Source organism: Paenibacillus agaridevorans (assembly GCF_003112455.1).
GTDB lineage: Bacteria > Bacillota > Bacilli > Paenibacillales > Paenibacillaceae > Pristimantibacillus > Pristimantibacillus agaridevorans.
The window spans coordinates 14,056-37,445 of the sequence record NZ_BDQX01000054.1; the positions used below are offsets into that span (position 1 = coordinate 14,056).

At 54.2% G+C, this 23,390-nt stretch carries 22 protein-coding genes; 17 read left to right on the forward strand and 5 right to left on the reverse strand.

Translation table 11 applies throughout. The features are described from left to right. Positions 1 to 118: 118 nt before the first annotated feature. Complete coding sequence (gene murG, locus PAT3040_RS05955; RefSeq protein WP_108991885.1) at positions 119 to 1,183, forward strand: undecaprenyldiphospho-muramoylpentapeptide beta-N-acetylglucosaminyltransferase; 1,065 nt, start codon at positions 119 to 121, stop codon at positions 1,181 to 1,183. A gap of 117 nt (positions 1,184 to 1,300) precedes the next feature. Here murG and PAT3040_RS05960 read toward each other — a convergent pair whose 3' ends face one another. After that, the gene (locus tag PAT3040_RS05960) at positions 1,301 to 2,131 is read right to left on the reverse strand and encodes a phytanoyl-CoA dioxygenase family protein (protein ID WP_087570107.1); all 831 of its coding nucleotides are present in this window, start codon (positions 2,129 to 2,131) and stop codon (positions 1,301 to 1,303) included. 173 nt (positions 2,132 to 2,304) lie between these two features. Between PAT3040_RS05960 and PAT3040_RS05965 the strand changes: the two genes are divergently transcribed. The 6 genes from PAT3040_RS05965 (at position 2,305) to PAT3040_RS05990 (ending at position 9,147) form a co-directional block, all read left to right on the forward strand. Then, positions 2,305 to 3,180 carry an AraC family transcriptional regulator gene (locus tag PAT3040_RS05965; RefSeq protein ID WP_258234858.1) on the forward strand — a complete coding sequence of 292 codons (876 nt, stop codon included), beginning with the start codon at positions 2,305 to 2,307 and terminating at the stop codon, positions 3,178 to 3,180. 237 nt (positions 3,181 to 3,417) lie between these two features. Next, complete coding sequence (locus tag PAT3040_RS05970) at positions 3,418 to 4,449, forward strand: LacI family DNA-binding transcriptional regulator (protein ID WP_108992007.1); 1,032 nt, start codon at positions 3,418 to 3,420, stop codon at positions 4,447 to 4,449. Positions 4,450 to 4,502: 53 nt separating this feature from the next. Next, entirely contained in the window at positions 4,503 to 5,663 is a 1,161-nt protein-coding gene (locus PAT3040_RS05975) for a Gfo/Idh/MocA family protein (protein ID WP_108991886.1), read from the forward strand. Positions 5,664 to 5,863: 200 nt separating this feature from the next. After that, a complete protein-coding gene (locus tag PAT3040_RS05980) occupies positions 5,864 to 6,589 on the forward strand; it encodes a ThuA domain-containing protein (RefSeq protein WP_108991887.1) in 726 nt (241 codons plus the stop codon). A gap of 116 nt (positions 6,590 to 6,705) precedes the next feature. Further along, entirely contained in the window at positions 6,706 to 7,806 is a 1,101-nt protein-coding gene (locus PAT3040_RS05985) for a Gfo/Idh/MocA family protein (protein ID WP_108991888.1), read from the forward strand. 945 nt (positions 7,807 to 8,751) lie between these two features. Further along, positions 8,752 to 9,147 (forward strand): VOC family protein, encoded by a 396-nt coding sequence (locus PAT3040_RS05990; RefSeq protein ID WP_108991889.1) that lies wholly within the window; start codon positions 8,752 to 8,754, stop codon positions 9,145 to 9,147. 177 nt (positions 9,148 to 9,324) lie between these two features. Here the strand turns inward: PAT3040_RS05990 and PAT3040_RS05995 are convergent, their stop codons facing one another. The 3 genes from PAT3040_RS05995 to PAT3040_RS06005 are packed head-to-tail and all read right to left on the reverse strand — an operon-like array spanning position 9,325 to position 12,302. Next, positions 9,325 to 10,230, reverse strand: a complete 906-nt coding sequence (locus tag PAT3040_RS05995; RefSeq protein WP_108991890.1) for a glycine betaine ABC transporter substrate-binding protein — start codon at positions 10,228 to 10,230, stop codon at positions 9,325 to 9,327. Positions 10,231 to 10,264: 34 nt separating this feature from the next. Further along, on the reverse strand, positions 10,265 to 11,098 hold the full coding sequence (locus PAT3040_RS06000) for an ABC transporter permease (protein ID WP_108991891.1): 834 nt from the start codon (positions 11,096 to 11,098) through the stop codon (positions 10,265 to 10,267). Next, positions 11,085 to 12,302 (reverse strand): quaternary amine ABC transporter ATP-binding protein, encoded by a 1,218-nt coding sequence (locus PAT3040_RS06005; protein WP_108991892.1) that lies wholly within the window; start codon positions 12,300 to 12,302, stop codon positions 11,085 to 11,087. Before PAT3040_RS06005 ends, PAT3040_RS06000 begins: the two co-directional genes overlap by 14 nt. A gap of 250 nt (positions 12,303 to 12,552) precedes the next feature. Here PAT3040_RS06005 and PAT3040_RS06010 point away from each other — a divergent pair, with 250 nt between their 5' ends. Then, the gene (locus PAT3040_RS06010) at positions 12,553 to 13,110 is read left to right on the forward strand and encodes a GbsR/MarR family transcriptional regulator (protein WP_108991893.1); all 558 of its coding nucleotides are present in this window, start codon (positions 12,553 to 12,555) and stop codon (positions 13,108 to 13,110) included. A gap of 121 nt (positions 13,111 to 13,231) precedes the next feature. Further along, complete coding sequence (locus PAT3040_RS06015; protein WP_258234859.1) at positions 13,232 to 14,479, forward strand: alpha-D-ribose 1-methylphosphonate 5-triphosphate diphosphatase; 1,248 nt, start codon at positions 13,232 to 13,234, stop codon at positions 14,477 to 14,479. Positions 14,480 to 14,482: 3 nt separating this feature from the next. On the opposite strand, the gene sspI is transcribed toward PAT3040_RS06015, so the two are convergent. Beyond that, complete coding sequence (sspI, locus tag PAT3040_RS06020) at positions 14,483 to 14,731, reverse strand: small acid-soluble spore protein SspI (RefSeq protein ID WP_087570118.1); 249 nt, start codon at positions 14,729 to 14,731, stop codon at positions 14,483 to 14,485. Positions 14,732 to 14,899: 168 nt separating this feature from the next. On the opposite strand from sspI, the gene PAT3040_RS06025 reads away from it, so the two are divergent. The 8 genes from PAT3040_RS06025 to PAT3040_RS06060 form a co-directional block, all read left to right on the forward strand. Next, positions 14,900 to 15,724 (forward strand): TrmH family RNA methyltransferase, encoded by an 825-nt coding sequence (locus tag PAT3040_RS06025; protein WP_258234860.1) that lies wholly within the window; start codon positions 14,900 to 14,902, stop codon positions 15,722 to 15,724. A 213-nt stretch (positions 15,725 to 15,937) separates the two neighbouring features. Beyond that, positions 15,938 to 16,642: a M50 family metallopeptidase gene (locus PAT3040_RS06030; RefSeq protein ID WP_108991894.1), complete on the forward strand. Its 705-nt coding sequence runs from the start codon at positions 15,938 to 15,940 to the stop codon at positions 16,640 to 16,642. Positions 16,643 to 16,918: 276 nt separating this feature from the next. Continuing rightward, complete coding sequence (locus PAT3040_RS06035; protein WP_108991895.1) at positions 16,919 to 18,676, forward strand: sensor histidine kinase; 1,758 nt, start codon at positions 16,919 to 16,921, stop codon at positions 18,674 to 18,676. Beyond that, positions 18,673 to 19,728: a response regulator transcription factor gene (locus tag PAT3040_RS06040; protein ID WP_108991896.1), complete on the forward strand. Its 1,056-nt coding sequence runs from the start codon at positions 18,673 to 18,675 to the stop codon at positions 19,726 to 19,728. The genes PAT3040_RS06035 and PAT3040_RS06040 overlap by 4 nt, the downstream gene beginning before the upstream one ends. A 198-nt stretch (positions 19,729 to 19,926) precedes the next feature. Then, positions 19,927 to 21,321 (forward strand): extracellular solute-binding protein, encoded by a 1,395-nt coding sequence (locus tag PAT3040_RS06045; RefSeq protein WP_108991897.1) that lies wholly within the window; start codon positions 19,927 to 19,929, stop codon positions 21,319 to 21,321. Between the two features lie 66 nt (positions 21,322 to 21,387). Next, positions 21,388 to 22,272, forward strand: a complete 885-nt coding sequence (locus tag PAT3040_RS06050) for a carbohydrate ABC transporter permease (protein ID WP_108991898.1) — start codon at positions 21,388 to 21,390, stop codon at positions 22,270 to 22,272. Then, entirely contained in the window at positions 22,269 to 23,093 is an 825-nt protein-coding gene (locus tag PAT3040_RS06055) for a carbohydrate ABC transporter permease (protein ID WP_087570124.1), read from the forward strand. The genes PAT3040_RS06050 and PAT3040_RS06055 overlap by 4 nt, the downstream gene beginning before the upstream one ends. Positions 23,094 to 23,137: 44 nt before the next feature. Further along, the coding region (locus PAT3040_RS06060; RefSeq protein ID WP_181376458.1) for a Gfo/Idh/MocA family protein at positions 23,138 to 23,390 on the forward strand (253 nt) is incomplete at its 3' end.

A 23,390-nucleotide genomic window follows, 5' to 3' on the forward strand; every position in this document is an offset into this window, starting at 1 on the left:
GTCATTCAACCGTTTTTCTTTTGCAGACGATGGGAAGTTGAGGGGAGAACGCGATTGCCCGTGCTATTTTTCCCTGACGAAAGTATAATGAAAGGAATGTGATTGGAGGTTAACGGGGATGAAAAAAATTATGTTCACGGGCGGAGGCTCGGCTGGTCATGTGACCGCGAATCTCGCGCTGATTCCATACTTTCGTCAGGAGAACTGGTCGATTCATTATATCGGTTCCGTCAGCGGCATCGAACGCAAACTGATCGAGGAGCTGCCAGATGTGAGGTATTGGCCTATCTCGACAGGGAAGCTGCGCCGCTACCTGGACTGGAATAACGTGAAGGATCCATTTAAGGTGGTGGGCGGACTGCTGCAGGCCTACCGAATCATTCGCAAGGAAAAACCGAACGTCGTCTTCTCCAAGGGCGGCTTCGTGTCCGTGCCTGTCGTCATCGGAGCTTGGCTGAACCGGGTGCCCGTGCTTATCCATGAATCCGACATGACGCCGGGTCTGGCGAATCGAATCGCGCTGCCGTTCGCTTCGGGCATCTGCACGACGTTCCCGGAGACGACGAAGTCGACCACGCCGGGCAAAAGCCGGTACATAGGCCCCGTCATTCGCGATGAGCTGCTGCAGGGGAAAGCGGAACGGGGACGCGAGCTGTGCGGCTTCCGCCGGGATAAGCCGGTGCTGCTCATTATGGGCGGCAGTCTCGGGGCGCGGCGCATTAACGAAGCCATACGCAAGCAGCTGTCGCCGCTGACGAGCCGATTCCAGATTGTCCACCTATGCGGCAAAGGCGGCGTAGAGACCAAGCTGGAATCGAACAACTACAGGCAATTCGAATATGTAAACGACGAGCTGCCGCATCTGCTGGCATCCGCGGACATGGTCATTTCGCGTGCGGGCTCGAACTCTATATTCGAATTTTTGGCTCTCCGCAAGCCCATGCTCCTTATTCCGCTGACTAAGGGTCAAAGCCGCGGCGACCAGATACTGAACGCCGAATCGTTCCGCAAGCTGGGTTATGCCGAAGTGCTACCGGAAGAGCAGCTGACGCCGGATTCGCTGCTGGAGCGGACGATGGACCTGTACGGGAACAGGGAGCGTTACAAGGAAACGATGAAGGCGTTTGATCCCGGTAACGGCATCAAACAAATTCGTGATTGGATCACGACGATTATGAAGTAAGCCTGTCCGCAAGGAGACGGGGAAAAGCTGCTTTGACGCCATCCGTTTGCGATGGCGCCAAGGCAGCTTTTGTGTTGGCTGGGTTTTGTGTGCCCGGACTGACAGCAGGCAAAGCGATTACTTCCGGCTGTAGACGAGCGGGTTCAGCGGGCTTGCTGCCGGATCGCCTGGCTTGCAGCCCGGGAACCAGCTTTTCATGTCCGATTCGCGCGCCTTGCTGTCGGGTTCCGCTACCGTCAGCCCGTCCGCGATATAGATGACGGTCATAACCTTGCGCATATGCTCCGTCGGGTTGCCCGGGGCGGAATGCATCGTCCAGCCGGAGTGGAAGGTAGCGTCGCCAGGCGACATGGCTCCGTAATTCACCTGCGGTATGCCTTTGCCTTCAATGAATTGTCCGAGCGTCTTATGCGATTCGTCGGAAATGAACTGCTTGTTGACGTAACCCAGCTTATGCGTCCCGGATGCAAATGACATCGTGCCCACCTCTTGCGGGATCGGGACTAAGGGCATCCACATCGTAATCGTTTTGTCTGTGTCGAGCGGCCAATAGATTTGATCCTGATGCCACGGGGTATGCCCGCCGCCCGGCTCCTTGAACAACGCTTGATCGTGATAAATGCGCACGCCTTCCACGCCCATCAGATCGGCGGCGATTTTCGCGAAACGCTTCGCTAGGACAAACCGCTTAACCTCTTCGCTCTTCTGCCATAGATTTCCGACCTGGATGAAAGCTTTGCCGTATGTGTCCCGCTCGGAGACGGGTTTGTCGTGGTAGTTCAGCTCCATGACGATGGATGTAATTTGTTCCTCGTAATACGCGATTTCCTCTGGTGTTGCGACGTTTGTCAAAAAGATGTGACCGTCTTCTTGATATTTGTCCGTCTGCTCTTTGTTGAGAGGGTATTCGTTTTGCATGTCATAATACGTTTTTGCTTGTTCTGTCATGTTCTACACATCCTTTGACTCTGAAGTATGAAATAAGATAGTTCTATCATAAGGCGGAAGTGACGAGACGGCTTTGTCAAAGTCAATTGAAAGTTTGTCAAAAACAACGAAAATTATGAGCGGTCATGGTATAGTGGAAACAACAGATACGTTATGTACGGAGGCGATTTACGATGCAGCGATTATACGAAACGATGAACGAAATGCCGATCGTCCCGTTTGTCCGCCAGTGCGACTATGCAGTTCGAAAGCCGTGGGTCATGCCGGAGCGGAGACTGCTGGACTATTTGCTTATTTACGTGCAGAAAGGCGAATGCCGCTTCTATGTAGATGATAAAAACTACCGGATGGGGAGGGGGGAGTTCTGCCTCATTCAGCCGAACAGCTACAACAAGCTGGCGGGGTTAACGAATACGGTAACTCCATTCGCGCATTTCGATATTTTCTACCACCCGAGACGGGAAGAGAGCTTCGCTACAAAAGCCGGGCAAACCCAGTTGTCCGCTTATGCGCATCTGCTGCAACCGAGACTGGATGAATTGATGGCAACCGATATTCCGGTCAAGCTGGTGCCGAAACACGAAGGCAAATTCAGAGATATATTTCTCAAGGTCGTCGAACAATGGCAGCATAACGACCCGATTATGCAGTTAAAGGCTCAGGCGGGCATGCTGGATATCGTCTCGATGATCGTGGAGCAGTACGCGCCTGGCGCCCCTCCCTCCAAAGCGGCTACGACCGCGCTGGATTGGGTCACGTCTTATTTGTCCTTCCGCCTTGGCGAAACGGTGAGTGTGGCCGACATGGCGAAGCGGGCCAATCTGTCGATATCCCGGTTCAACGAATTGTTTAAGGCGCAATACGGCATGACGCCGCATCGCTACTTGCTGGATATGCGTGTGAGCCATGCCTGCGAGCTGCTGCGCGAGACTCCGTTGTCGCAAGAAACGATAGCCGACTATTGCGGATTCTCGGATATCCACCACTTCTCGAAAATGTTCCGAAGCCGAATGCGGATGTCACCGGGAGAATATCGGAGATCGACGTAAACCGTTCTCGGCAATGTTACGCGCGGCACCGCCAAAGGACGGCGACAGCCGTTTCGCCTTGACGTATAGGAAAGTATATGAGTTTGCTCATACTTTCTCTATACGTTTCGCCGAAACGATGGCGTCTGTAGAGAGGACGCCGTCAGGCGTTTCTTCTTATGAAATGAAAAGATTGACGGTAAAACGGTTTCATGCCATAATGTACGCGTGTACATAAAAGGCGAGGAGGCTGCTTCCATTAGCAGGAAAGAAGTAGCGAGGCTGGCAGGCGTGTCGGAGGCAACGGTCTCCAGAGTTCTTAATAATGTAGGTCCGATCAAAGAGGAGACCAAGCAACGCGTGCTGCGGGCGGCAGCAGAGGTAGGTTATGTGCCTAGCGCATTGGCGCAGCAGTTCGCAAGACGAAAAAGCGGCAATATCGGGGTTATTCTGCCGTCGGTACCGAAGGTGCATCTGTTCTCGACTTATTACTTCTCGGAAATTTTAAGCGGAATCGGCGAAGGGGCCAAACGCTTCGGCTACGACTTGCTGCTGATGTTTCAGGAGCCGGGCGAGCCGCGCGATTATGCCGCCTTGTTCCGCAAGCAAAAGGTGGACGCCTGTATTATGCTGGGTTCGCAGGACGTAGCGGAGGAGCGCGAGGCGCTGGCGGAGCTGGCGGACGCCGGACATCCCTTCTTTCTTGTCAACCAGCGCTTCGAGGGTTATCCATTCCCGTACGTCGACGCGGATCATGTTCATGGAAGCAAGCTGGCGGTGGAGCATCTTCTCCAGCAAGGGAGGAGCCGTATAGCCTTCCTGAACGGACCGGCTCAGTATTCCAACAGCCTTGACCGGCTAAAAGGTTATAAGGAAGCTTTGGCGGGCAGGGGGCTTTTGTATGATGACAGCCTTCTGCTTGAGGGCAATTACAGCCGCAAGAGCGGATTTGCCGTTGCGACCGCTGTCGGCGAAGCGATTAGGGACGGATTAGTCGATGCGGTATTCGCGGCCAATGACCGGATGGCCATCGGATTGATGCATGGCTTGCGGGAGCAAGGACTGGAAGCGCCCAAGCATTATGCGCTGATCGGCTACGACGACTCTGACGGCTCGCGGATCATTCGTCCAATGCTGTCGACCGTAGCGGTTCCCTTTTACGAGATGGGCAAGCTGGCGGCGGAGAAGTTGCTCGATTCGGGACGGCAGGCTGCCGTGGCAGACGTAGATGACGTAGCGGCAAGAGAATCCATGCTGCAGGTGCAGCTCATCGCAAGAGAGACGACATAACACAAGCGGGATTCCGCACAATTCCATCCATTAAAGAGAGGCGGTTGTAACTAATGGCAAAAGTGAGAGTAGGCATGGTCGGCTACAAATTTATGGGCAAGGCGCACAGCAACGCATATCGGGCGCTTCCCATGTTTTTCCCAGGCTCCGTGCAGCCGGAGATGAAAGCGATATGCGGACGCGATCCGGTCGGCCTGGAGACGGCGCGCGCGCAATTCGGCTGGGAAAATGCCGTGACGGATTGGAAGGAGCTGGTGCGCCGCGACGATATCGACCTGATCGACATTAACGCGCCAAGCGACGCGCACAAAGACATCGCGCTTGCGGCCGCCGAGGCGGGCAAACATATTTTTTGCGAGAAGCCGCTGGCTCTGACGCTTGAAGATTCGCGAGAAATGCTGGCTGCCGCGGAGAAGGCCGGCGTGAAGCACATGGTTGGTTTCAACTACCGTTTCGCTCCAGCGGTTCAACTGGCCAAGAAGCTGATCAGCGAAGGACGTCTGGGCAAAATCTACCACTTCCGCGGCGTGTTCCTGCAGGACTGGATCATCGATCCTTCTTTCCCGCTCGTTTGGCGGCTGCAGAAGGAAATCGCGGGCTCGGGATCGCATGGCGATCTTGGCGCTCATGTCATCGATATGGCGCGATTCCTCGTAGGGGAGTTTGATGAAGTGATCGGCATGAACGATACGTTTGTCAAGCAGCGGCCGATCGCGTCGGCGATGACGGGCTTAAGCGCGAAGGGCGGAGCCGGCGAGGAGCTTGGCGACGTGACTGTTGACGACGCGACGGTGTTTCTGGCGCGGTTCGAGAACGGGGCGATGGGCAGCATCGAGGCGACGCGGTTCGCAGCGGGGCATCGGTGTACGAACGCTTTTGAAATTAATGGCAGCAAGGGCAGCATCAAATTCGACTTCGAACGTATGAACGAGCTGCAAGTGTACTTTACGGACGACGCGGAGGATGTGCAGGGCTTTAGACGCGTTCTGGCTACGGATGGCGCGCATGCGTATATGGATGCCTGGTGGCCGGCGGGTCATACGATCGGCTATGAGCATACGTTCACGCATGAAGTGCTGGAGCTGATGACCGCCATTGGCGAAGACCGCCAGCCGGTGCCGAATTTCGTGGACGGGGTGAAGTGCCAAGAGGTGCTGGAAGCGGTGGATCGCTCGATCGCGGAGCGCAGATGGGTATCGATCAGCGAGTTGTAGATAGACGACTAGGGTGTGTCTGAATACTCCGAGGGTAGCAGATTTTGCCGAATTTTCGTTCCATGCAAGGAACTTTTGTGAAGGCGTTACCTAAGGGGACGTCAAGCAAAAGTGACGAAGCAGGGGGCGGAGAGGCGGTGAAAGATGCCCCTGAGCGGGTTTTCAGACACGCCCTAACATAACGGAGAGGCGGAGGACGAATGAGAAAAGCATTAATCGTATGGGGCGGATGGCTGGGACATCAACCGGAGGAGGTCGCGGCGATCTTTCGGGGACAGTTGGAGGCGGAAGGCTTCGAGGTGGAGGTGTCGGACACGCTGGAGGCGTTCGCGGACGCCGAGAAGCTGAAGGCGCTGGATCTCATCATTCCTTTGTGGACGATGGGGCGGATCGACCAGAAGCTCGTCGACAACGTATCGGCGGCCGTGCAGAGCGGCGTCGGACTGGCGGGCAGCCATGGCGGCATGTGCGACGCATTTCGGGAAAATGTCGACTGGCAGTTTATGACGGGCGGTCAATGGGTAGCCCACCCCGGCAACGACGGCGTGAACTACACGGTTAACATCAGCAATTCCACCAGCCCGCTAGTAGATGGTATTGAAGACTTCGAGGTGAGCTCGGAGCAATATTACCTGCATGTCGATCCGGCGGTTGAGGTGCTGGCGACAACGAGATTCCCGGTTACTCCGGGTCCGCACGCATACAACAAAGCGGTTGACATGCCGGTCATTTGGACCAAACGCTGGGGACTGGGGCGCGTCTATTACAACTCGCTCGGACACCAAGCGAACATTATGGATATTCCAGTCGTGAAGGAGCTTATGCGGCGCGGCTTCCTGTGGTGCGCTGACGGCAAGAGTGCGGCTGAACAAGCCGGAGCAGGCAATGGGGCTGCTTACACGGGCATGCAGGATAACCAGCTGTAGAAAGCGCGGCGGCACGAAACGGGAACTAAGCTCGGTGAGAAACGGATGCAGACGAGGGTTTGCAGATCCGTGTTGATCGATATCTATTATTAGGGCGCATAGAAGGATGGGAGCACATGGACAAAATTAAAGCAGGCATTATAGGAACCGGCAACATCAGCGGCATCTACTTCGAGAACGGCAGCAAATTCGATGCGTTGCAGGTGGTCGCGTGCGCGGACCTCGACGTGGATCGGGCGAAGGCGAAGGGCGAGCAATACGGCGTGCGGGGTTATTCCGTGGATGAGATGTTGGCCGACCCGGATATCGATATGATCATCAATCTGACGATTCCCCAGGCGCATGCGGCGGTTAATCTGCGGGCGCTGGAGGCAGGCAAACATACGTACGTCGAGAAGCCGTTCGCCGTTACGCGCGAAGAAGCGCAAGAGGTGCTGGAGCTTGCCGCGCGCAAAGGACTGTATGTTGGCAGCGCGCCGGATACGTTCCTTGGCGGGGGAATTCAAACTTGCATTAAGCTTATCGAAGACGGCTGGATAGGCACGCCGATCGGCGCAACCGCGTTTATGGTGGGCGGCGGCCACGAAAATTGGCATCCTTCGCCGGAGTTCTATTACCAGAAGGGCGGCGGCCCGATGTTCGACATGGGACCGTACTATCTCACCGCGCTGGTAGCGATGCTGGGGCCAATGACCCGAGTGACGGGCTCCGCCCGTATCTCTTATCCTGAGCGAACCATTACAAGTCAGCCGAAATTCGGGCAAAAGGTGCAGGTCGAAGTTCCGACGCATATTGCCGGCGTTATGGACTTCGCTTCCGGCGCGATTGGCACCATCCTGACGAGCTTCGATGCGAAGGGCGGTTCCACGCTTCCGCGTATCGAAGTGTATGGCAGCGGCGGCACGATGGTCGTGCCGGATCCCAATAATTTTGGCGGCGAAATTCTCGTATGCCGTGCCGGAACTCGGGAATGGGCGACGATTCCGCTTACGCACGGCTACTCGGAGAACGCGCGCGGCGTCGGCGCGGCCGACATGGCCAAGGCGATCCAGACGGGCCGCAAGCACCGGGCGAACGGCGAGCTCGCGTATCATGTGCTGGAAGCGATGCACGGCTTCCACGACGCTTCGGAGCAAGGCGCGCATTACATCATGAAGAGCAGCTGCGAGCGTCCGCAGCCGCTGCCGCTGGGCTTGCAGCCGTTTACGCTGGACTAGGCGGCACGGGCGATGGCGGGCTCGTAGCGAGCTGGAATGGAAAGGTCAATCCGATTGATGGATTGGCCTTTTTTATTTGGGAAAAGGTAGCCAATAAAGCAAAAAACGATGCTTCGTTTGCTGCATGGCCGGCTCGAGGTAGCCAATGAAGCAAGCAAAAAACTTCATTCGTCCACGTTACTCGCCTGTTCTGCCCCCGGCACAGCCCAATAAAGCGGATATTTCCGCTATAAAAGTCCGATCGCCCCCGGTGCAGCCCAATAAAGCGGATTTTTCCGCTATAAACTGTCCGAACGCCCCCGGTGCAGCCCAATAAAGCGGATTTTTCCGCTATAAAAGTCCGAACGCCCCCGGCACAGCCCAATAAAGCGGATTTTTCCGCTATAAAAGTCCGATCGCCCCCGCCGTAGCCCAATAAAGCGGATATTTCCACTATAATAGTCCGTTTGCTCCCTGCTCGTAGGGTGATGTTAACGGGAGCGAATAAGGTCTTTTTTAAAATCCGAAAATCGACAAAATAGCGCCTCTACCGTCTGTCATATGTTGGTAGGAGAGGCGTACTCGAATACATTAATTTCCAACCACTCGTCAGGGTGATCTTGTTCAGCGTTCGCCGGGAGAATGACCACCATAGGAGTTTAATAGCCGTAGGTCGAAACTGCACCTCTGCACGAGCTGCAAGCCGAGAAAATCGGCTTAGAGGCGAACTGCTCGTCCGGCTGTCACTTTGAATGCTCGTATGAGATAATTGGAGGCGAGAGGTGAACGACAATGATGAAACCTAATTTACGATCAGGCGCATTTCAATCGGGCGTTCGCAAAGCTAGTGGGGACGACGCCGTCAAAATATTTGAGCGAAAAAAACTTGTTGTCGGATTTATACAAGAATGGTGATGGAACGCAAAGTAAGATGGAGTAGAGATCGGGCAAAGGGAGGAAGTTAAAATGAAACGAACAATCGGACATGTTACCATTCTGGTGGAGGATTACGATGAGGCCATCGCATTCTACAGGGACAAGGCCGGCTTCGAGCTGTTGGCGGACAACGAGTTTGGAGGCGGCATGAGATGGGTCAGTCTGGCTCCTTCCAGGGAATGTCAGACCGCCATCGTGCTGGTGCTCGCGGACAGCGAAGAGAAGCGGGCCAGAGTCGGCAGCCAGGTTGCCAATCATGTGAACCTGGTCATTCAGACGGATGATTGCCGTCGGGATTACGAGGTCATGAAGGCGGCAGGCGTAAAGTTCTTCGGCGAGCCGAACGAGGTGCCTTGGGGTGTCGAGGTCGTCTTCGAGGACCTGTACGGCAATCGATTCGATCTGCTTCAGCATAACGGCTTCTAGGCATGCGGCGGGAGCGGAAGTGACAGTGATTTGACAAGAACATAGTCATCACATAGTCCTGCGGGTATTTGGTAGATGAGGCATCCGAGGTCAAGCATCGTTTCCTTTGAATGGAAAAAGGCGTTGCGGGGCAGTCCCGCAACGCCTTTTAGCTATTCTTAGATTGTACTGCTCCTGTTACTCCGCCAACCAAGCGTCGACTTTATCGCCGTTAGCCTCGACCCAAGCTTTCGCAGCGTCCTCTGGCGATGCGCCTTCGACGATGTCGATCATGACCGCGGCCATATCGTCCGGCGACCAGTTGAATTTGTCGAGGAACGCATAGGCTTCGGGCTGCGCGTCCTTAAGGCCGTTACGAACGACCGTATGAATCTGCTCGTCCTGGCCGTAGACACCATTTGGATCCTCAAGATATTTTAAGTCCATTTTGGCGAACTTCCAGTGAGGCGTCCAGCCCGTCACGATGATAGGCTCTTCTTTCTTGTACGCGCTCTCCAGCGCCTGTGTCATGGCAGCGGAGGAGCTCTCCAGCAGCGTCCACTTGTCCTTCAGTCCATACTGCTCTAGCACGTCTTCGGTCTTCATCATGAGGCCGGCGCCCGGCTCGATTCCGGTAATGGTGTATTTGACGCCATCGCCGACAGTTGCGTCCGTTGCGAGTTCCTCGATGCTGTTAACATCCATGTAAGCCGGAACGACAAGGCCGAGCTTCGTACCTTCCAGGTTTGGACCCAGATCCTCCAGCTTGCCTTCGTTGTCGGCGAGATACGATTCATGCGTGGTCGGCAGCCATGCGGCTACCATAGCATCTGCGCTGCCGTCCGCAATTCCGGTCCACATAGGTCCCGCGTCGACTTGGAGCATATCTACTTTGTAGCCCAGTTTGGTCTCCAGCACTTCCTTCACGACATGCGTACTCGCGATTTCGGAATCCCAAGCGACGTAAGCAAGCTTGATTTCTTTTTTGGCATTCGAAGCGCCGTCTCCGGACCCTCCGCCATTGTCTCCATTGTTCGCTCCGCAGCCTGCCAGCAGCGCGACCGACATGGCGACCGCCGCGAATACATTCCATTTCTTCTTCATAGAACCAACACTCCCTTTTCTATAATAAAATATTTTATGCCTTGGAACGTTTGATCACCTGTTGGGTTAAACGATCCAGTATAATGGCCAAAATAACGATAGCAAGCCCGGCCTCGAAGCCAATTCCAGTCTTTACCTGCGTTACAGCCCGGTAGACCGTAGCGCCGACGCCTTGCGCGCCGACCATGGATGCGATAACGACCATGGACAGAGATAACATAATGGTCTGATTCACGCCCGCCATTATTGTAGGCAATGCGATGGGGAGTTGAAGCTTGATCAGCTTCTGTCCCGGAGTCGAACCGAACGCGTCGGCTGCTTCCACGAGCTCGGCCGGGACCTGCCGGATGCCGAGATTGGTTAGGCGAATCGTAGGCGGAATCGCAAAGATAATCGACGATATAACGCCTGGCACAACGCCGAGGCTAAAGAACGTAACCGCGGGCAGAAGATACACGAATGCGGGCATCGTTTGCATAAAGTCCAGCACCGGAGTGATCACTCGTTGCAGCCCGTTGTAGCGGGCAATCAGAATGCCGATCGGTATGCCGATAAGGATGGAGATGAACGCGGCGGTCAGCACGAGCGACAACGTCTGCATCGTCTGGCTCCAGAGCTGCAGATTGTCGATAATGAGCAAGCCGATCGCGGTGAACACGCCCATCTTCCACTTGCCGATGTACCAGGCGAGTGCTGAGAAGATGATAATAACTGCAAGTGTTGGCAGCCAGTCCAGCGCGTTGTTCAACCCTTCGACGGTTCCTCCGATGATCAGCTTAATGAAGTCGAACAGCGGACTGAGATTGTTCTCGAGCCATTCCTCGAGCGTCTCGATCCAGTCTGAAAGAGGAATTTTAGGCAGATTCATGGTTATCTCCTCCCTCCGTCACGACATTGGTATTGCCCGCAAGCGCTGCGAGAACGGCTCCCTTGATCACGACGCCCTTTAAGCGGCCATTATCGTCCGTTACTGCGACCGGTAGCCTGATATTGCCCATCAATTCGAACAATTCATTGAGTACGGCATCCGGCGAGACAATCGGAATATCCTCTCGCATAAGAGTATCCTCGAGCTTCAAGTTCTCCTTGATGGCGCGGGCTGCATCATCCGCCGTGACGATGCCGAGCAGCTTCATCGACTTGTCTACGGCATACAAGCTGGAGACGCCGCGTTCGCGCATAAATTGCAATGCGACGCGAGGACCTTTGTCGAGTGTAATCGTCTCGGCCTTCTCCATGACGTGAGAGGCAGTGAGCACCTTCGACAGGTCGACATCTTCGACGAACCGCTCCACGTATTCGTTGGCGGGCTGCATCAAAATATCCTCCGGCGTGCCGATCTGTACGATACGGCCATCCTTCATTAATGCAATGCGATCGCCGATACGCAAGGCTTCGTCGAGATCATGCGTAATGAAGATAATGGTCTTCTTCATCTGGCTCTGCAGCTCCAGAAGCTCATCCTGCATATCTTTGCGGATGAGTGGATCCAGTGCGCTGAACGCTTCGTCCATGAGAAGAATGTCAGGATCGTTGGCGAGTCCGCGCGCCAGTCCGACACGCTGCTGCATGCCGCCGCTAAGCTGTTCGGGATAGCTGTCTTCCCAGCCCTTTAGGCCGACAAGTTCCAATGAGCGCATTGCCATTTCCTTGCGTTCCTTCTTCACGATGCCCTGCACCTCCAGTCCGTACTCTGCGTTGCGCAGCACGGTTCTATGAGGGAACAGCGCGAATTTCTGGAACACCATGCCAATGTTCTTGCGACGGAAATCGCGGAGCTGCTCCGCGTTCATCTTCATGACATCCTGTCCCGAGAACAGCAGTTGTCCCGCTGTTGGCTCGATCAGTCTATTGAGGAGCCTCACGAGCGTCGACTTGCCGCTTCCCGAGAGCCCCATGATCACAAAGATTTCTCCTTCTTCAATAGAGAATTCCGCTTGATTGACGCCGACGGTCAGCTTAGTTTCCGCTAATATTTTGTCCTTCGACCAGCCTTTATCGAGCAGCGGAATGGCCTTCTTCGGATCATTGCCGAATATTTTCGTCAGCTTCCTGGCTTCTATAATGGCCATGTTTGTACGCCCCCTTCCAAGGTTTCCGGTAAAAAATCGACTCCTCAAGTGTATCTGGATAAAGTTGTTATGGTCAAAGACGCTGAGGCTTCGTATACTTTGTACAGTTTTAACTTTACGTACTATACATACCGTATACTCCGGATAACGCCAAATTCCGCCTTAAAGACCTCCTTTACATAGATTAGGTTGTGTGCTTCAATATCGTTAGAGGTTTTGACAGGCGCTGCCGCTCCTTGGGAGGGATAACATGAATGAATTAGCAGCCATTACGGATGAACAACGCGCGAAGCTGCTCGGAACGCGCAGACGCGTGGTGGAATCGATCGGTAAAAACATGGATTTATACGGCATTACGTTATCCATTGGCCATTTATATGGAAATATGTATTTTAATCAGGAGCCCGCTACACTGGACGAGATGAGCGAAACGATGGGCATGAGCAAGACGTCGATGAGCACTGGCATGCGTACTCTGCATGATCTCAAGATGATCAATAAGGTGTGGGGCAAGGGTTCCAGGAAAGATCTGTACGAGGTGGAACCAGACTGGCATCAGAACTTCGCGGACTTCTTTTCTATCAAGTGGCGCAAGGCGGTTGAGCAGAACATGAACGTTATGCAGCGGTCGCTGAAGGATATAGGGGCAATGATGGAGCAATACGAGGACGACGAAGCTTTTATGAAGCTGCTTCTAAACGACAAGGGCAAGATCGAGGAGGCGCTGAGCTATTATCGCTGGCTGGACAGGCTCATCGACTCGTTCGAATCCGGCGAGATTTATAATTTCATTCCGAGAGAACAATAGACGTTAAAAAGATGGCCGCGGGAAGCTCCCGCGGTTATTTTGTTTGTTCGCGGGTTATGGTACGCTACATGTACAAACTTGGATTTTACGAAATTTAACAGGAAAGGGTCGGAAAATAACCGTGAACAATAGGAACATGACGCCGCTGCCGCTAATGGATCGGCCAACATCGCCGATGCTGATCCGCGATGGACAACTCGTGCTCGCGGACCGTGTCATTAAAGGCTCCGTTGGAATTGTCGATGGGCGGATTACGGACATTTTGGAGGAAGAGGATCGGGGAGCTGGCATTGCGCCGACTGCGGCCTCGTTCCTGGATCGGTACCCCGAAGCGGAAGTCGTTGATGCCGAAGGGAATTTCGTGCTGCCGGGACTCATCGACATCCATTGCGACGCCATCGAGAAGGAGGTCCAGCCGCGCCCCAATACTCTGTTCCCGCTGGAGATGGCGCTTATGGAGTTCGAGCGGAAGCTGCCATTGCATGGGATAACGACGATGTATCATTCGTTGTCGCTCGGGGTAGGACTAAGCTTGCGGGGCGATCATTATTTAACTGGCATGGTGGATCTGATCGGACGGTACAACGAGCGTCGCTCCATGATCCGGAATTTGATTCACTTGCGGTTTGAGATCTCGCATCATGCCGGCTTGCCCATTGCGGAACGTTATGTGGAGGAAGGCGCCATCCATTATTTATCGTTTATGGATCACTCCCCCGGGAGCGGACAATATCGCAAGCCTGGCTCCTTCGAACGATATGTAATGAAAAATCAGGGTGTCACGATGGATGAGGTGCAGACGATCGTAGAGGAGCTGGCGGAGCGTCGCAAAAGCGTGGATACCGACCGTCTTAAGAAGCTCGGCGAACTGGCGCGATCACGCGGCATTGGCGTCGCTTCGCATGACGACGATACGCCGGAGCAGGTGAATCGATCATATTCGCTTGGCGCGAATGTGAGCGAATTTCCCATCACGTTGGAGACCGCGCAGTATGCGGTGACTCGAGGAATGCGCGTATGCGTTGGCGCGCCGAACATCGTTCGCGGTGTCTCGCACGACGGCAACCTAAGTGCATCGGAAGCGATCCGTCTAGGGGCGGCCGATATTATTTGCTCGGACTATCATCCTTCTTCGTTGCTAACGGCGATCTTCAAGCTGGCAGACGAAGGGACGGCCGATCTGCCCGCCGCTGTTCGTATGGCTTCCCTGCATCCGGCGCAAGCGATGTCGGCAGACAGTCGGATAGGGTCCATCGAGCGTGACAAATCGGCCGATCTCATCATCGTTGGCCGGTATGAAGGAATGCCGTGGGTTACCGATACGATTGTGGGCGGAGTTAGAGTATATCGTTCCTCCGTCCGATATTAATGCTTAAGAGGGCGAAGGATTCGCAGCTGCATTGCCCGTGTCGCCATGCAGATGCTGGTATATGGCATTGACCAGATGAGATTGCTCGTTCTCGCTGGACTGCTTCCAGACCATCTCGAATAGTACGCCGAGACCGGGCAGCGCCTTCTCGTCATGGTCGACCGATCCTTCAATCACCTCTGCCAGCTGCTCCTTGGAATTATCTTGCACACGATTGACAATGGCTTGTCGCAAGTCGATTATCGGATTCATTGACAATACCTCCCGCCTGGATTCATGTTGCTTCCGGTGCACGACTTACTATTCCCTTGCCGCTTGGCCTTCATCCAAGCCAGGATAAGGTTGTGGTATACTGGATGAGATTAATCGACGGTGCCATAGGGGCAACCCATTATATGAAGGAATAGGCAGGGAAAGCTAATGACTCATCATAATCGTAATCATAATCGTCATATGCTGATCAGTTCCGCGCTAAACGACCGGGTCAAAGGCTGGGCAGCGTTGCTGGATAAAAAAAACCGCGATAAATCGGGACTTTTCCTGATCGAAGGCGTCCACCTGATCAAGGAAGCGTTCCAGTCCGGCGCCGGAGTGCGAACCGTCGTCTACGACGACGAACGCGGATTGCCTGAGGAGCTCGCGGACATCGAGGAGTCGGAGCGGGGGATGGATGCCGAATGGAATCGGGCCTCGCGCGCCGTCATGGCCAAGTGCTCCGACACGGACAGTCCTCCTCCGGTATTCGCCGTTTTGGTAAAGCCAAACACTGACGCGGAAGCGCTATTTCGCGGTAAAGGCCTTGTTGTCGTGCTGGACGGCTTGCGCGATCCCGGCAATGTCGGCACGATTATCCGGAGCGCGGACGCGGTAGGCGCGGATGCCGTGCTGCTGGGCAAAGGCAGCGTCGATCTCTTTAACCCCAAAGTCGTGCGCTCCACGATGGGTTCGTTGTTTCATCTCCCGATCGTGGAGGGAGATCTCACAGAGCTGCTGCCGCTCGCGGGCGATCGGGGCATTAAGCGCGTCGGAACGAGCCTGCAAGCGGATCATAGCTGCTATGGCTACGACTGGAAACAACCGACCTGGCTGCTGATGGGCAACGAGTCGAACGGTCTGTCGGCCGCTGTCCGCGAGCTCATGGACGAATCCGTCATTATTCCGATGCGGGGCCGCGCGGAATCGCTGAACGTGGCAATGGCAACAACCGTATTGTTGTTCGAGGCGGCTAGACAGAGAGAGCTTTAAAGAGCAAACAATGCCTGTCCATCCCCAAAATAACGGTCCCTAAAAGAAGTGGTTTGTCCAATTGACTATCCGCTTATTTATGCTCCCGGTTATCCAACTTTGCATATGCTCGCTGATTATAAAATAATAGGATCAGGAGCCATCCGCTTCATATAAGGTACCGCAGCAACAAAAGTGTTATTATGTATAATAACGACTTTTGGGGGTGATGAATTGTTCTCGTGGTTGCGAGCAGGCGTTATTTTTGTTGTCGTATTGGTGCTGACCCGGTTCATCCCGTTCTCATCCTTCTTTCGGAACGTGAATACGCTGGTTCATGAGCTTGCGCATGCCGCGGCGGCGCTCGTTCTTCAAGGCAGCGTCATGCATATCCATCTCTTCGCGGACCAAAGCGGAGTGACCTATACGAGATTTCAAGAAGGCTGGATGATGATTCCGATCGCACTGGCAGGATATATCGGGGCTTCCTTGTTTACCGTTCTGCTCTTCTCCTTGTACGCGAAAGGACGGGTCAAAGCAGGTCTTATTATCGTGGCTGTGCTGGCCACCGCGGCGCTTGCCTTGTTCGTGCGGAACGGATACGGAGTGGCATGGAGCGCCGGTTTTGCCGCTGTAACGCTCCTGATTGCTTTGGCTGGGCAGGCATGGCTCATGAAAGGTTATTATTTGCTCATCGCATTTCTGTGCCTCGTTGAATCCGTTGTTTCCTCGCTTGTCATTTTGTATTTGGCCGTCGTCGACCCGGCTGCCGCAGGCGATGCGGCCAGCTTAAGCGGAACAACCGCCGTTCCGGCTATTGTCTGGGGCCTGATCTTCGTATCGTTTGCGTTATGGTGCGCCAAGCTGTCGCTTGGCAGCCTGTTTGCAAGAAAAAATGTGGATTCGGGACATGTACAAAGATATGGCGGCAACCTATAGGAGTGAGAGGGCATCCCGGGTCATCGCAGATGGCAGCCGGGGGCCTTTTTTTACCACAATAGAATTTATAAGTTTTCGGGAAATCGAAAACCGAAATTCTATTTGGCGATAAAAACTTCATCTAAACGCGGTCGCACATCCTCGAAGGACTTCGATAGAAGTTTTTCTCACTTCGGGTATTCCAAGCAGCTTGGCAACATGGAAGCGGAGTTCGTGGTATAATACTGCATTATCGCTCCGGCATCGTGTCGGGCAGCTTCGTTAGGAGGAGCGAAAATGCGGAATGTCGTTTATTTGTTAGTGAGACGGTTGATGAACCGGCGCTTTTTTACGAAAATATTCATATCCATATCCGTCGTATCGTTTATCGGCGTATTCAGCTTGGTGTTCATCTACCAGCAGTATTACGAGCGAATCATTACGGAGAACGAGCTCGACCGCGTTCAGCGCTCCATCAACCAGGCGGGCTTCAATCTGGACAACCAGTTGCAGCGCGTCGTACAGAACGTGCAATATTTGTATTATTACTCCGACAATGGCTCCGAGCTGATCGGCGATTCCGGCGGACGGCCGGTCAGCAAGCTGGAGGCGTTTCGGGGGCAATATTCCAGCGAAGTCGAATCCGTGTTTCTGCTGATCAAGGATAACGGCAACGGCGGCCGCGAGACGCTGATTCACGATCAGGGCCTCGACAGGGTTCCCGGCATTGATTATAAAAGCCACTCTTGGTATCAAAGCTTTCTCGCGAAGGAAGCCGATATGTGGTCGAAGCCAACCCGCGACCATCTCTTTTACCAAGACAGGTCTTATTCGTCGATCTATTTGACGATAGGCAAATACGATGCGGAGGGGCGGGACGCGCTCTTGGCCGTCCGCCTGAACGGTCGTATTTTCAGCGACGCCTTCCGCCTGCTCGCAGCTTCGGATCTGCTGATCGAGTTGAAGGATGCTCGAGGATATATCGTTTATTCGTCGTTTCCGGACGGCAGCGGTTCGAACGAGGCGCATTATTTGAGAACGGAATCCCGTTTGAGCTACAGCGGCTTTCAAGTGCAGGCTTATATCAACAAAGGGGGGATAACCGATAAAGTCCGGCAGATCCAGGTCGTCAATCCGTATGTCATCATCGCCATTCTGCTCATTACGCTAATGATTTCGTTTTTGTTATCCCTGATGCTGGTCCAGCCGATCAAGAAGCTGCTGCAATTGATGAAAAAGGTGGAAATCGGCGATCTTGATGTCAGATTCTCAAGCAAATATACGGATGAGATCGGGCTGCTAGGCCGGAATTTCAATAAGATGCTCGCCAACCTGTCGGAGATGATCGACCGTGTCTACGTTGTCGAGATGGAGAAAATCAATGCCGAGATGAAGCAAAAGGATGCCATGCTGCTTGCGATGCAAAATCAGATTAATCCGCATTTTCTGTATAATACGCTGGAAGTGATCAACTGCCAGGCTATCCTGCACGATGCGCCGCCCGTCAGCAGGATGAGCAAGGCGATGGCCGACTTCTATCGGTATACGATCGACAATCCCAGGGTGGAAGTAGAGCTCGGGACCGAGATCGAGCATGTAAGCACGTATCTGGAAATCCAACAGGAGCGTTACCCTCATATCGAGATCGATATGGATGGGTTGGAGCCGTTCGACCGGTACCCAATCGTGAAGCTTACGCTCCAGCCCATCGTGGAGAACGCCTTCCATTACGCGTTCGTGGGGGAACGGGATTATTATTTGAAACTGTACGCGGAAGATGTCGACGAATATACTTACGCCGTATGCATCGAGGATAACGGACAAGGCATGGAGGAGTCCGCCATCACATTGTGGAACGAGAGGTTCCGTGACGGCGAATCCGATGTCCCCGAAGAAGAACGGAATGACGGGCCAAAGAGAGGCATCGGCCTGCTTAATGTACACGGGAGGATCAGGCTTCGTTACGGGGAAGGTTACGGACTGGAGCTGCATGAATCGATAACCGGGGGAGTGACCGTCCGGATCGTATTGCCGAAGGAGGGAAAACGCGGATGAAAGTGTTGGTCGTTGACGATGAAATCGTGATCCGTCGGGGTATCGTCAAGTTGCTGGAGCAGCCGGGCGGCCACATATCGGGCATCGAAGAGGCGAAGAACGGCGAGGAAGCGCTGAACCGGATCAAGACGGGGCGATTCGATCTGCTCATCACCGACATCCAGATGCCCGTCATGAACGGCCTTCAACTGATCGCCAAAGCCCGAGAACTCTATCCCGAGCTTGCCATTATCGTGCTTAGCGGATATGCCGAATTTCAATACGTGCAGCAAGCGCTGCGGCATCAAGTGTCCGATTACCTGCTGAAGCCGATTACGGGGGACAAGCTGCAAGAGGTCATTTCGAGAGTATTGCTTAACGATCCGGCCAAATGGACATCCAGAATGGATGAGGAGAGCATTCGGCTCATGAAAGAGACGGTAGCTTCCCTCGTGAAGAACGTGCTTGCCGAACGAACGGAGGAGTCGGACGCTGCCATCGACAGATGGGGAGCGCATTTGAACGGGCGCGGGCATACGCTGCTGGAAATGAAACGGATAATGGGCCACTTCGGCCTCCTCTTTCGTTCGGAGCTTATGCTTGCTCATAAGCGTCCGCCGGGATCGGAATCCACTCCGGTTTCCCCGGCGGCCTCTTCGCCCGAAGAATTGCTGCAAAGCTGGAAGCTGATCTTGAGAGAGGAGATCAGGCTTGTGGCGGGCAGCCGCGCGCCCCGCAATAAACGAATCGTCGACGAGGCGATTGCGGAAATCAGCATGCGTTACGGAGATGCCTCCCTGAATTTGTCGGGGCTGGCGGAGAACGGAGGATTAAGTCCGGCATATTTGAGCAAAATATTCAGGGAAGTCATGAAGAAACCCATTACGCAATACATAAGCGAATTCCGGCTGGAGAATGCTAAAGAAATGCTGCTGCGGGAGGACGCTCCCAAAATCAATCATATCGCGGAGCAATGCGGCTTCAACGATTACCCTTATTTCTCGAAAATCTTCAAAAAATATTATGGCGTTGCACCGCTCGAGTATAAAGAAAAAAATAATTCAACTATGTGACGAACCTTTACATGAAGGTTTGTTTTTTTGTATCAATTCGTAAATTAGTTTTCAGAAGACAAGAGTCGGCGTTACAATACATTGTTGAAAACGGTTTATCGCGTTATGATTTGAACTGTCACATCCGATGCTTCATAAAAAGGTTGATATCGGTGTGAGGTATTGTGACTCAATTATCGAACAGGGGAGTGTGCAGACATGTCGAACAAATGGACGAAGCTTACAACGGTAATGCTGCTTGCCGCCGTTATTTCTGCTTGCGGATCGGGCAACGGCAACGGCAATTCGGCGGGGACGGGCAATACCGGAGGAAACAGCGGAGGCGCGCCGGCGGGGGCGACGGATACGATCGAAGCATGGGGAGAGACGATCAAGAGCCAGTATGGAGGAGACACATTGAATCTGGCTTTCGCAAGCCATCCGTCCACGGAATCGTTCCAAAAGCTGACGGCGGATTTCGAGAAGCTGACGGGCATCAAGGTGAAGTGGGAAGTGATGGAGGAAACGTATCTGAAGAACAAGCAGCTGCTCGACTACACGGGCAAAACGGGCTCGTACGACGTGCTGATGGTGGACGGCTTCTGGATGAGCGAATACGGCGCGAAAAAGGTCGTCGAGCCGCTTGACGAATATATCGGAAACGAGTCGCTTACGCCGGCCTGGTTCGATTACGAGGATATTATTCCCGCCTATCGCAACGGCATCAGCAAATACGAGGAGAAGACGTACGGCATTCCGACGGCCGGCGAAACCCGGTTCATTGCTTATCGGAAGGACTTGTTCGACAAGTACGGCAAGCAGGCGCCGACAACGATGGATGAATTCCTGGAGCTGGCGCAATTCTTTAACGGCAAGGAAGACGGTTTGTACGGCGTTTCCATGAGGGCGCAACGGGGCGTCCATGCGGCATCCGGCCTGATGACGATCATGTACAACTTCGGCGGAGGATTTATCAATCAGCAGACGGGCGAAGTAACGATGAACGATCCCAAGACGGTCGAAGCGCTGCAATTCTACGTCGATCTGCTTAAGAACGCTCCGAAAGACGTCGTGTCCTACACGCATGAAGAAGCATTGTCCGCGTTCATGACGGGCAAAAGCGCCATGTGGCTGGACGCGACGGCGCTGGCGAAGCGCATCCTGGATCCGGCAAGCTCGCAGGTGTACGACAAGGTCGCGTTCGCTCCGACGCCGGAAGGACCGGACGGCAAGGCCAGCGCGCTCGCCGGCTGGAACATGTCCATCTCCTCGCTGTCCAAAAACAAGGAAGCGGCTTGGGCGTTCATCGTCTACATGAACAGCAAAGTTAATGCCAAAGCTTACGTCGAAGGCGGAGGCGTGCCGGTACGGACATCCATCTACGAAGATCAGGAGCTTGTGGCCGCCGATCCATCCTACCCGGTGCAGCTGGCAGCGCTGAACGACGCCAACGTGCTGGTGGAGAAAGGCATCTCCTGGATTCCGCCGCATGAGAAGATGGGTCAAATTCTGGACCGGGTCGGCTACTACGTGAGTGCCGCCATGTTTGGGGAAGTGACCGCCGAAGAAGCCGCCCGGAAGGCGCAAGAAGAACTGGAGGATATTGCCGGTTAACGCGGGAATCGGCGGCCGGGGGCGCCAGCGCGCCTCCGGTCAATATACGCAAGGAAGGTGACAGCAATGATTCGCTCCTATTTCAAGAAGAGACCTCATCTCGTTTACATCATGCCCGCCATCGTTATACTTGGAGCTTTGACGATTATTCCGACCATCTTTCTGTACGGGCTGAGCCTGACAAATTATGAGCTTGGTTATCCGACATTCGACTTTGTTTGGCTTGAAAACTATATGCGACTATTCACTGGCAAAGACGCCGAATTCTGGTATTCGGTATCCATCAGCCTGGGCTTCATGCTTGTGACCACGGCCATCGAGCTGCTGCTCGGCTTCTGGCTGGCGGTATTGCTGGACCGCGAATTCAAGCTCAAGTTTCTTGTATTCGCCTGCATGATCGTGCCGGTGGCGATGACGCCGAGCATTACCGGTCAAATCTGGAAGCTGATGATGAACGCGGAATACGGCGTACTGAACTACTTCCTCCAATTTTTCGGCGGCAAAGTGATCTGGTTGTCGGGGGAGAACGCGTTCTGGTCTACCGTTCTCGTTGATGTGTGGCAGAATACGCCGTTCGTGGCGCTCATTATATACGCCGGCATGCGCTCGCTGCCGTCCGATCCGTACGAAGCTGCGGCAATCGACGGAGCCGGCAAGCTGCAAGTATTCCGCAATATTACGATGCCGCTGCTCTGGCCGATGATTCTGCTGGCGGTCATCTTCCGGGCGATCGACTCGCTAAAGACGTTCGACATTCCTTATTCCCTGACGCAGGGCGGCCCTGGCAGCACTACGGAATTTCTTAGTCTTCACGTCTATCGACTCGGCTTCGCCGGGACGGGATGGATCGGGCGTTCGGCGGCGGTTTCCGTCGTGCTGCTCGTGCTCACGACCGTCATCAGCATGGTGCTGATCAGGCTTTACCGGAAAGGAGTTGAGAACAAAGGATGAATCCGCTGGGCAACAAAAAAGTCGGCGCAACGACGGCGATCCTGTTATTGCTGGTATGCGTGTTCTGCGTGTTCCCGTTCCTCTGGATGCTCATCATTAGCTTGAAGACGGGGACGCAAACGTACGATCCGGCCATATGGTTCTTCACTCCGACGATGGACAATTTCAGAGCCGTGTTCGAGGACAGGCACGCGATGGATTATTTAAAGAACAGCGCGATCGTCGTTCTGCTTACGACGTTGATATCGATTTTCCTGGGAGGTTTGGCAGCTTACGGCTTCGCCAGATTCGAATTCAAGAAGAAGGAGAACCGGGCGTTCTGGGTACTGAGCTTGCGGATGCTTCCGCCTATGGCCTCCGTCATTCCGATTTTCGTCATGGCGAGCATGCTCGGCCTGCTGGATACGCATCTGGTGCTCGTCATTTGCTACATGCTGTTTAACATTCCTTTCACGATATGGATGATGCGCAGCTTCTTCGAGGAAATTCCGGTCGCGCTGGAGGAAGCGGCGTTCGTGGACGGAGCTTCCCGATTCCAGGTATTCGTCAAGATCATTTTGCCGCTTGCGACCCCGGGGCTTATCGCGACCGCGATCTTCTGCATCATCAATTCCTGGAACGAGTTCGTGTTCGCCCTGTTCCTGACCAGCGCGGACGCATCGACGCTTCCGACGACCGTGACGCTCTTCTTGTCCGTAAGCGGAGTTGCATGGGGCGAGATGTCGGCGATCGGCATCGTCACTATTTTGCCTGTGTTGCTGTTCGCCATGGTCGTGCAGAAGTATATGATTCGCGGCCTAACCTTCGGCGGCGTGAAATAATTTAACTCATGAATCGAACCAACGAATGAAAGGCGATGAAGGTCATGACAACAATTAAAATGGGAATCGTCGGCGCGGGAACATGGGGCCAGACGCACGCTTATATTTATAACGATCATCCGCATGCCGAGGTGGCTGCGGTATGCGACATGAACGCGGAGCGGGCCGCCGCGCTCGCCGAGAAGTTCGGCGTTCCTGCTTCCCGCGTATACACGGATCATAACGAGATGCTGCGAACCGGAGGAATCGATGCGGTGGCGATCGTCACGCCCGATTTTGCCCATACGAGAGTGGCGG